This is a genomic window from Luteimonas sp. R10, from assembly GCF_045689605.1.
Taxonomy (GTDB): domain Bacteria; phylum Pseudomonadota; class Gammaproteobacteria; order Xanthomonadales; family Xanthomonadaceae; genus Luteimonas.
In genome coordinates, this window is record NZ_CP141262.1 from 1,191,866 (window position 1) to 1,200,816 (window position 8,951).

General features: G+C 67.4%; 15 protein-coding genes and 1 pseudogene. 7 read left to right on the forward strand and 9 right to left on the reverse strand.

Features of this window, described 5'->3' with window-relative positions; translation table 11 throughout:
- The 4 genes from U3649_RS05030 to U3649_RS05045 form a co-directional block, all read right to left on the reverse strand.
- Complete coding sequence (locus tag U3649_RS05030) at positions 1 to 885, reverse strand: helix-turn-helix domain-containing protein (RefSeq protein WP_407353784.1); 885 nt, start codon at positions 883 to 885, stop codon at positions 1 to 3.
- Between the two features lie 353 nt (positions 886 to 1,238).
- Positions 1,239 to 1,364 (reverse strand): hypothetical protein, encoded by a 126-nt coding sequence (locus tag U3649_RS05035; protein WP_407353785.1) that lies wholly within the window; start codon positions 1,362 to 1,364, stop codon positions 1,239 to 1,241.
- Positions 1,361 to 1,597 (reverse strand): helix-turn-helix transcriptional regulator, encoded by a 237-nt coding sequence (locus U3649_RS05040; protein WP_407354546.1) that lies wholly within the window; start codon positions 1,595 to 1,597, stop codon positions 1,361 to 1,363. Before U3649_RS05040 ends, U3649_RS05035 begins: the two co-directional genes overlap by 4 nt.
- Positions 1,598 to 1,771: 174 nt before the next feature.
- Positions 1,772 to 2,416 carry a DUF2306 domain-containing protein gene (locus tag U3649_RS05045; RefSeq protein WP_407354547.1) on the reverse strand — a complete coding sequence of 215 codons (645 nt, stop codon included), beginning with the start codon at positions 2,414 to 2,416 and terminating at the stop codon, positions 1,772 to 1,774.
- 383 nt (positions 2,417 to 2,799) lie between these two features.
- Here U3649_RS05045 and U3649_RS05050 point away from each other — a divergent pair.
- A pseudogene (locus U3649_RS05050) lies at positions 2,800 to 2,868 on the forward strand (hypothetical protein); the annotation flags it as partial.
- Between the two features lie 214 nt (positions 2,869 to 3,082).
- Here U3649_RS05050 and U3649_RS05055 read toward each other — a convergent pair.
- Positions 3,083 to 3,322, reverse strand: coding sequence for a helix-turn-helix domain-containing protein (locus U3649_RS05055; protein ID WP_407353786.1), 240 nt, complete (start codon positions 3,320 to 3,322; stop codon positions 3,083 to 3,085).
- Between the two features lie 143 nt (positions 3,323 to 3,465).
- Here U3649_RS05055 and U3649_RS05060 point away from each other — a divergent pair, with 143 nt between their 5' ends.
- The gene (locus U3649_RS05060; RefSeq protein ID WP_407353787.1) at positions 3,466 to 3,726 is read left to right on the forward strand and encodes an XAC0095 family protein; all 261 of its coding nucleotides are present in this window, start codon (positions 3,466 to 3,468) and stop codon (positions 3,724 to 3,726) included.
- Positions 3,727 to 3,759: 33 nt separating this feature from the next.
- Positions 3,760 to 4,212: a hypothetical protein gene (locus U3649_RS05065; RefSeq protein ID WP_407353788.1), complete on the forward strand. Its 453-nt coding sequence runs from the start codon at positions 3,760 to 3,762 to the stop codon at positions 4,210 to 4,212.
- A gap of 354 nt (positions 4,213 to 4,566) precedes the next feature.
- On the opposite strand, the gene U3649_RS05070 is transcribed toward U3649_RS05065, so the two are convergent.
- Genes U3649_RS05070 through U3649_RS05085 form a run of 4 tightly spaced genes read right to left on the reverse strand, consistent with a single transcriptional unit; the run spans position 4,567 to position 5,905 of the window.
- Positions 4,567 to 5,079 carry a hypothetical protein gene (locus tag U3649_RS05070; protein WP_407353789.1) on the reverse strand — a complete coding sequence of 171 codons (513 nt, stop codon included), beginning with the start codon at positions 5,077 to 5,079 and terminating at the stop codon, positions 4,567 to 4,569.
- Positions 5,080 to 5,104: 25 nt separating this feature from the next.
- Positions 5,105 to 5,533 (reverse strand): hypothetical protein, encoded by a 429-nt coding sequence (locus tag U3649_RS05075; protein WP_407353790.1) that lies wholly within the window; start codon positions 5,531 to 5,533, stop codon positions 5,105 to 5,107.
- Positions 5,508 to 5,759, reverse strand: coding sequence for a PAAR domain-containing protein (locus tag U3649_RS05080; protein WP_407353791.1), 252 nt, complete (start codon positions 5,757 to 5,759; stop codon positions 5,508 to 5,510). Before U3649_RS05080 ends, U3649_RS05075 begins: the two co-directional genes overlap by 26 nt.
- On the reverse strand, positions 5,756 to 5,905 hold the full coding sequence (locus U3649_RS05085; RefSeq protein ID WP_407353792.1) for a PAAR domain-containing protein: 150 nt from the start codon (positions 5,903 to 5,905) through the stop codon (positions 5,756 to 5,758). The genes U3649_RS05080 and U3649_RS05085 overlap by 4 nt, the downstream gene beginning before the upstream one ends.
- A gap of 340 nt (positions 5,906 to 6,245) precedes the next feature.
- Between U3649_RS05085 and U3649_RS05090 the strand changes: the two genes are divergently transcribed.
- The 4 genes from U3649_RS05090 to U3649_RS05105 all read left to right on the forward strand — a co-directional run bounded on the left by U3649_RS05090 (position 6,246) and on the right by U3649_RS05105 (position 8,880).
- On the forward strand, positions 6,246 to 6,992 hold the full coding sequence (locus U3649_RS05090; RefSeq protein WP_407353793.1) for a glucose 1-dehydrogenase: 747 nt from the start codon (positions 6,246 to 6,248) through the stop codon (positions 6,990 to 6,992).
- A gap of 104 nt (positions 6,993 to 7,096) precedes the next feature.
- Positions 7,097 to 7,417: an ArsR/SmtB family transcription factor gene (locus U3649_RS05095; RefSeq protein WP_407353794.1), complete on the forward strand. Its 321-nt coding sequence runs from the start codon at positions 7,097 to 7,099 to the stop codon at positions 7,415 to 7,417.
- On the forward strand, positions 7,414 to 7,896 hold the full coding sequence (locus U3649_RS05100) for an SRPBCC family protein (protein ID WP_407353795.1): 483 nt from the start codon (positions 7,414 to 7,416) through the stop codon (positions 7,894 to 7,896). The genes U3649_RS05095 and U3649_RS05100 overlap by 4 nt, the downstream gene beginning before the upstream one ends.
- Positions 7,897 to 8,022: 126 nt before the next feature.
- Positions 8,023 to 8,880 (forward strand): arylamine N-acetyltransferase family protein, encoded by an 858-nt coding sequence (locus U3649_RS05105; protein ID WP_407353796.1) that lies wholly within the window; start codon positions 8,023 to 8,025, stop codon positions 8,878 to 8,880.
- The last annotated feature ends 71 nt before the right edge of the window (positions 8,881 to 8,951 follow it).

Sequence of the window (8,951 nt, forward strand, 5' to 3'; positions counted from 1 at the left end):
TCATGCCTCGCGACGGAATTGCCGCGGGGTCATGCCCATCGCCTTGTGAAAGGCCGCAGAGAACGCCGACGGGGTGCCGTAGCCCACCGCCAGGGCGACGTGCTTGATCGGCAAGTGACCGCCCCTGAGCAACTCGCATGCAGCCTTGATCCGCATGCGCGCCAGGTACTCGTGGGGCGGCGACCCGGTTGCCGCGCGGAAGGCGCTGCAGAAGTGGAACCTGCTCATCCCGACCACGTCGGCCAGATCCTGCAACGCCACGTCCGCGCCGATGTGTTCCCGCATGTAGGCCAGGACGCGCCTGACCTGCCACTGCGCCAGGCCTTTCTGTGGCTGGAGGGCCGGATTGGCCAGGGTGGAATGGGACCGAAGCAGCTGGAAGCACATCAGGTCCAATGCGTGCTCGAGGAAGACCAGCGAGTGATGCTCCGGCTGCTCGATCTCGTCGCAGATCAGCTTCATGATCGCGAACAGCCTGGCGTCGTGGTGATTGACGCGATCCAGGAGTTCGAATGCGCGGCCTTCCGCCAACCGGTCCGCGCAGCCCACCAGGCGATCGTGGCTAAGATAGATGTTGGAGACGGAGATCCGGCCGCTGATGCGCCAATGCCCCTCATGGCCGCGCGGCGCAAGCGTGATCGTACCGGGCAGCGTCGGCGCCACGATGCGTTTTCCGTCGATCGTGGCGGTCGCTTCGCCGGAGCCGCCGAACGTGGCCGCCACGACGTGCTGCCCCATGGCGCCGACGTAGCCTTCATACGGATCGTTCACCCACCGCCCGGTCAGGCGCGTTCCGCCACGCAGTACGGTTGGCAGCACCGGGGGCGCGATGCCCACCAGCTTGGCGATTTCCTCCGATGCGCAAGAGAGGGTACGTTTGCTCATGGCGCCCCTTCGATGTGTCATCCCCGACCCGGGCTTGCAGCCAAGCCGTGCACCGTATCGGATCCCGTCCCCCCCTTTTCCCCAACGCGAGTGGCGATGCCGGCCCGCTAGTGGAGTCACGCCGGCAGCGCTCGTGGGCGGTGCCCGTTCTGCATGCTAGAACGTCGGTATTGACAGCGATAGGACTGGCGGGCGGTTCCGGAGGGGAGACCCTTGCACGCCCGAGCCGCAACCTCGCGACGCCGACCCCCACCTGGGTTCCCGCAGACGAACGTGCCTGCCGAGCCAGTCGATGGGCTCAGCCGCCCGCAGCGCGGCGATCCCATCGTGGATCCGCCGGACGTTCCCTGCAATCACGCCGAGGCCAGGTAGTCCTCGCGGTAGGCGAATGTCCAGTCCTCGGGGTTGCGCAGGGGGCCGGAGATCGCGAGCTCGCCCACGGACCGGCCGAACAATTCGACCGCCAGCCGGTCGTTCACGATTCGGCTCCGACGACTTGCAAGCGCAGGCCGAGCACCGCCAGCACGGCCAGCACCTTGTCCAGCGCCACGTTCGGCTTGCCACGCTCCAATTCGCTGATGAAGCGCAGGCCGGCGCCTGCCAGGCCGGCCAGCTGGGACTGGGTGAGACCGTGGACCTTGCGCGCCCGACGGATGGCGGCGCCGATGGTCGCGGCATCGAATACCCGCGACGGATCGTCCCGAGCGGAAATTTCCGGAAGTCATCCGATCCAACGACCTGTTCTCGACCGTGGCCAGCCGGGCCTTCCGCCAGTTCGCGCTGCCGGCCGAACCGAGCGAAGAATAATCCTGGCGGCGGCGCGCGCGTTACCGCCATGCGGTCGTACTGCCGACCAATCTGGCCGACGCACGACCATAAGCGAACCTTACGTCGATGCGCGGCGAGAGCGCGCGCCCATTCCTGCTCGCTGCGCGGGTACCGCACGCACCAGGTCGACGGTGCGATAAGCCCCCTCATAGATGAGTGGCGGAAGCAGCCAGCTCAGCCAGAGCAAAGTTGCGATCGTTGCCGGTGACGGCACCAGTTCCATCGCTATCTGCGCTTGAAGCAATATCCTGAAGGTGATCGGAGAGAGCGTCACGAGATAGTTGCGGATCATCCAGCGCCGGTGCGGCCGCACCAAGCCGCGGCGGATCGCGATCAGCGCGACCAAGGCGGTCGTCAACCACGCCAGCGCGGTGGCGGCGAATGCCGAACGGATTTCGAATGGAGCCGGCGAAGTCGCGATCAGCCCTGTGGCACCCGCACAGGCGATGAGCATGCCGACCAGGTAGATCCGGCCCGTCCAGCGATGCAGGCGCGGATAGGCTCGCGGCCACCGGGTCAGGAACTGGAGCGGCCCCAGGGCAACGGTCAGCGCCCCGCCGGCAAGGTGGGTCCACAGCCAACCTCGTCGCGACCAGAACATGGTGTAGGCACCCGGATCCGGGTGGTGGTACTTCCCGTAGACGGTCAGCAGGAACTCGATGCTGATCACCCCCAGGGCAAGCCACACGAGGGCCCAGCCAATGCGCCGGACAAGACGAATGCGCGTAGATGAAGCGGCACCCTGGAGCGCGTAATCCACATACACCTCAGGCTCGTGCCTGGCCCAAGGATACACAGGGCGGCCTTTTGATTGGGCCGCGTCTCATGGCATCGACGACGCTGGCAACCAGCCCCGGCGCCTTCAACCGGCCGAACAGCTCGACCTCCAGCCGGACCTTCGCGGTTCGGCTCCGACGGGCTGCAGGTGGATTTCCATGGAACTGCCGCTTGGCCGAGCCCCCTTTTTCCGTACGGGAGCACCATGGCCGGCAGCGCAGGGGCGGGCGCTCATGGTGAACCAGGCCCGCGGCGGCCTTTCGATGGGACCCGCTCACCCGTTGCAGCCCTGGCTGCTACCAGCTTCCCGAGGATGCACATCTCGTGCTCGAGCAGACCCGCGATCACCTGTGCCTGCTGGCCCGCCTGGCCGCACCGCGCTCCCGCACGACGACCTGCCCGTGGCCGAGCTGCCGCTCAAGTCCGCAGCGCTGGCGCATTGCTGCCAAGAACTGGCCGACCGGCTCGATCGCGTCCTGCGGCAGATTCATTGGCCGGAAGCCGGCCGTACGGCGGAGGACCCACACGCAGGACTGTCTTCGTGACGCGCGTGTGCGATGCCATCCACGGCGGACGGCATCGAATCCCGCGACTAGCCCACGAGCGCTTCGGCGGCCGCGATCAGCTCGTTCGCCGGTCGGCCGAAGGCCCGGGCGAGCGTCTCGACCACGTCGAGCGTCGGCGATTTGCGGCCGTTCTCCAGGTCGCCCACGTAGGTGCGGTGGACCCCGGCACGGTGCGCCAGCTCTTCCTGCGTCCATCCGGCCTCGCGTCGGGCCTGGCTGACGACGCGGCCGAAGGCCTTGGTGAGGACGCGAGGGGCTCCGTTCATCGGCGAAAGGGTCACTCCCCGTCGCCAAGACCGTCGACAGACTATAGTATGAGTTGCGTGGGGCCAGCAGTTTCGGGGCGGCGGCAGCGCAGGCACACGCGACGTATCGGCTGGCAAGGATCCTGATCACGCGAGGAAGGCACATGAGCAACGGACCCGCTCGCCCCGCAACGCCCGGTTGCTACCAGCTGCCCGAGGACGCGCACCTGGCACTGGAGCAGACCCGCGACCGCCTGCGCCTGCTGGCCTGCCTGGCCGCGGCGCGCTCACCGCACGACGACCGGCCCGAGGCCGAGCTGTCGCTCAAGCCGGCTGCGCTGGCGCATTGCTTCCAGGAGTTGGCCGATCGGCTCGATTGCAGCCTGCGCCAGGTCCATTGGCCGAAGGCGCCGCCGCCCGCCTAGCGCGGCAGGAGTTCCACGCAAAGGAGAAGGACGATGCGCGAAGCCTTGCCCCACCCGCGACCGCACGACACGCCCGGCGCCGCTCCCGTGCCGGGGGCCGCGGCCTCCCCGTTCGCGCAGACCGCGCTGCAGCGGCTGGTCCATCTGCTGCAGGGCGGCGAGGGGCCGGCGCTGGCCGATGCGGGTATCGCGCGGTTGCCGCCGGCCCGTCTGGAGGCGCTGTCGCGTCATGCCCTGGAAGAGTCGGACACCTGCCTCGAGCGCGCGGAGCTGATGCTGCGGCTGGTCGAGGCCGGGCTGGAGCACGACGTGGCGGTCGTCGCCGACGACATGCTGTGCATCGCCCGGCACATCGCGCGACTGCTGCGGGACCACCGCCGCTGGCGCGAACTGGCCGGCAACGCGGCCTACTACCTCGACCATCCGGAGGCCGCCACCCGCATGGCTGCCGCGAGGGGCGGGACCGGCGAGGCAGCGGTGCCGTAACGGGCGGAGCGCCGTGCTGGGATTTTTCCGATACCGGTTGGACCCGCAGCCTAAAGTCATCGGTTCGACCCGAAGATGTCGGGTCGGCACAGTGGGTGCGGATATCGAGTCAGCGTTGGCGTTTGCATGTGAGTTGGAGAATGGACATGACGTTGAAGACCACGTCCTGAAACTCGGCCGAATACCTGAAGACCGACGCCTACATTATGGCGGACCTGGATGCTTGCGCGTGCGGCCTGGTAAGTGCCGCGTGGATGGGAGCATCCGGCGGTGATGGAGGCGCTCGTGATCAGAAATGCGATTGCTGAGACATGTGCTGCAGCAAAGCGAGGTGGCAGCAGCACACTCCCAGAATCACGGTGTAGTGCCGCGTTCTCCAGCGGCGAAGCAGGACGACCAGTCACGCCGCCCAGACTCGTCCTTGCCCACCTGATAAACGCGTGGCGTGCCACCTTCCTGGTCAGTGATCAGGCAGAAATCGGCCGAGTAGACGCGGTTCTTCCAGTCGACTCCACCGTCCTTGCTCTTTCCGTCCGGAACGTGCGAGTTGATCTCCACCGAGTAGTGATTTCCCGGCTGGAGGGGTGAAAAATCCTCCGCGGCATCGGAGGAGTCTGGATCATAGGTGATGCAGTCATCGGGCGACAGGGGAGGGCTATCGGGAAAGCTGCGGTTCCAGAGAATCCGAGCCTTGTCGGCCTCCCATTCGTAGACAGCGAGTCCCGCGAGAATGGGAGGAGATTTGCGAGCTTCGTCATTGTCCGCCGCAGCGAAGCAGGGAACGCCGTCCACCAGCAGGACGCGTGCTTCCTGATACGTTCCGCGAGGTTGCGTGCAGCCTGCGGCAAATGGCAGGCCGACAAGCATGGGAAGGAGCAGCCGTAAGCTCCATCTAGCGCGTGACATTCGGAAGGTTCTCCTTGCTGCCTGGATTCCGAAGGAAAGCGTCGAGAGTACGCCTGTACCGGGTGATTGCGTCGGCTGAGTTGGCGTACTGGCGCTCGTACAGGAAGTTTGGTGCGTTCCTGAATTCGAGCAGGAAGTAGTCGGCAAGGATATTTCCCTGTGCTTCCATGTTGTAGTCGCACAGCCGCTTCTCTTCGTCCAGGACGTAGTCATAGGACATGTTGGGGCGGACGGCTCTTGTCCGCCTGACGGCATAGCCGAGCTGGTACTGCCAGACGTGCGTCATTTCATGAATGAAGAGACGGGCCTCAGCAAGAAGTTCGGATGAGAAGTCATCGGAATAGATGGGCTTGGGGAGATAAATCTGCCCATTTGGAGCAACGGCCGTATCATCGGGCTGGAAGCCGAAAAGCAACCAGTAGCCGTGGTTGTGGGATCACGGCCGCAGCTGCGGCCGCAGCCATTGATGCGGTCGCCATGGCCTGCACCACAGTTGCGCCGCCGGTCGAGGCGCCCTGCGCGCTTCCGGGGTCCGTGAAGGTCGTCACCTGCGATGAGATGAGCGTGGCGCCGCCGGAGGTCTTGTCGCCATGCCGCGCCACGGGCTGGCCATCGATGATCAGTGCCGCGTCGCCGGTCACGATAGCGACCGCGCATGCCGGCTGCATACCGCCTGATCGCTGACCCGAGAAACGGGCTTGCCGCAGATATCGGTGAATGGTGAACCGGTGACTACGCTGCCACCGTGGTCAAGGCTGTCGCCTACGCAGATGAAAGGCCGTGACATCGAGCGCTCCTTGCTCAGGGAATCCTTCTCTTGAGCCTAGCGGACTGACCAGTGACCGGCAACGGTTGGTCATAGTGCGCGGAAGAGGCGTCCCCGCTGCCGACCACGACCAGCGCTGGATCGGTGAGGAGCGACGCACCGGCACCGCGTCGGGCGCAACGACGCCGCGGCGCGCTGGCCGGACTGCTGGCGGTGGCGGTCCTCCCGCCCGCGGGACGCTCATTCCCCCGATCGCGTCTTTTCCCGGTCCCGTGGCGTTCGCACGTCATGGGTGTCGATGGCGACGGCATGCACGTGCATCGGCATCGCAGCCAACTCCCCAACGAACCAGGAAAATCAAATGAGCAAGCTGCAGGACAAAGTCGCCGTCGTCACCGGCGCCTCCAAGGGCATCGGCGCCGCCATCGCCCAGGCCCTGGCCGCGGAAGGCGCGTCGGTGGTCGTCAACTACGCATCGAGCAAGGACGGCGCCGATGCGGTCGTCGACAGGATCGCCGCGGCCGGCGGACGGGCGGTCGCGGTGCAGGGCGACGTGTCGAAGAAAGCCGGCGCGCAGGCGATCATCGATGCGGCGATCGAGCGGTTCGGTCGGCTCGACGTGCTCGTCAACAACTCGGGCGTGTACGGCTTCGCGCCGCTCGAGGAGATCACCGAGGACGATTTCCGCCGCCAGTTCGACGTCAACGTGCTCGGCCTGCTGCTGACCACGCAGGTGGCGGCCAGGCACATGGGCGAGGGCGCCAGCATCATCAACATCGGCTCGGTGATCACCCGCATCGTGCCGCCGGACAGCGCGGTCTACGCCGGCACCAAGGGCGCGGTGGACGCGATCACCGGTGTGCTCTCGCAGGAGCTGGGCCCGCGCAGGATCCGCGTCAACGCGCTGAACCCCGGGATGATCGTCACCGAAGGCACGCAGGCGGCCGGCGTCATCGGTTCCGACATGGAAGCCGGCGTGGTCGCCCATACGCCGCTCGGCCGCGTCGGCCAGCCCGACGACATCGCCTCCATCGCGGTGTTCCTGGCCTCGGACGACTCGTACTGGCTGACCGGCGAGCGGCTGTTCGCCGGCGGCGGCATTCGCTGACGGACCGGTTCGGCGAAACGCGCCTCGGCCGTTCCGCAGCGGCGGGACGGTCGCGTCGTGCCGGGGGCTTGACGCCGCTAATGGTAAGACATAACTTACCGTTCGTGAATACTTACCAAGTAGATCCCTGGACCGCCCTCGGCGATCCGACACGGCGGGCCATCTTCGAGCGGATCGCGGACCGGTCATGCGCCGTCGTCGAGATCGCCCGTGAACTGCCCGTCAGCCGCCCCGCGGTCTCGCAGCACCTGAAGGTGCTGAAGGAGGCCGGCCTGGTGATGGACCACCCGGCCGGAACCCGCCGCATCTACAGCCTCAACCCGGCCGGCGTGGGCGCGCTTCGCGCCGACCTGGAGCGCTTCTGGAGCAAGTCATTGGCCGCCTACAAGCGGGTCGCGGAACAAGCCAACGAGGAGGGATCGTGAACACACAGGTAGCGGAAACGGTCGTACGGCTGCAGATCGTGGTCGAGGCGCCCATCGAGCGGGCTTTCCGGGTCTTCACCGAGGAGTTCGGCAGCTTCAAGCCGCGCGAGCACAACCTGCTGGGCGTGCCGATCGCGGAGACGGTGTTCGAGCCGCGGGTGGGCGGCCATCTCTACGACCGCGGGGTCGACGGCAGCGAATGCCGCTGGGCCCGGGTCCTGGCCTACGAGCCGCCGAACCGGGTCGTGATCAGCTGGCACATCAGCCCGCAATGGCGCCTGGAAACCGATCCCGCCAAGGCCAGCGAAGTCGAGGTGCGCTTCATTCCCGAGGCGCCGAACCGCACCCGGGTCGAGCTCGAGCATCGCAACCTCGAACGGCACGGCGACGGCTGGGAGCGCGCGCGCGACGGCGTTGCCGGCGAGGGCGGCTGGCCGCTCTACCTGCAGCGCTACGCGGAGCGGCTGACGAAGGTGTGATGGCCGCGCGGGCGTCCAGTCCCGGGCGCACCACAGCGTTCCGCCCGCAAAGCCTCCGCGGCCTTGACCTCGACCGGGATCGAGGTTCTACCGTCTGGCCCAACGCCAAACGATTGGGATCTTGCGATGTCGACGCCGATCAAGGACATCGATCTTTATCTGGGCCGCCTGGGCTACACGGCACCGCCGCCGCCGACGCTGGAAACGTTGCGCGAGCTGCAGCGCCGGCACACCGCCGCCTTCATCTTCGAGACGATCGCCACGCTGGTGCACGCGCCGGTGCCGATCGACCTGCCGTCGCTGGAGCGCAAGCTGCTGCACGACGGGCGCGGCGGTTACTGCTTCGAGCTCAACCGCCTGTTCCTGGCGTTGCTGCAACGGCTCGGGTTCGACGCGCGCGGGCTCACCGCGCGGGTGGTGATGGGCGGCCCGGAGGACGCGCCGACCGCGCGCACCCACATGCTGGTGCTGGTGACGATCGACGGCGTCCGCTACACGGCCGACGTCGGCTTCGGCGGCATGGTGCCGACCGGGCCGCTGCGGCTGGACACCGACGCGCCGCAGGCCACCCCGCACGAGGCCTACCGCCTGCTCGAACGCGACGGGCGGTACCTGCTGCGCGCGCAGGTGGCGGGCGAGTGGCGCGGCCTGTACGTGTTCGACCTGCAGCCGCAGGTGGAGATCGATTTGGAGGTCGGCAACTGGTACGTCTCCACCCATCCGGATTCGCCGTTCTCCGGGCAGCTGCGCGTCGCCCGCACCGGGCCGGGGTTGCGCAAGACCCTGGGCAACGGCAGCTTCGCCGTCCATCGCCTCGGCGCCCCCAGCGAACGCCGCGAATTGCCCAACGCCGACGCCGTGCTCGAGGTGCTGCGCGGCGAATTCGAACTGCGCCTGCCGCCCGGCCCGGGCCTGCACGAGGCCATCGAAGCCCGGCTGGCGGCGGATGGCGCCCGAGCGGTCGTCCCGCGCATGCGGAAATGAGTTCGCGGCGTCGCGACTTCCGTCGCTCCCACATGGGTCGAGGGCGTGTGCGGAGATGCGCTGGCCGGGCA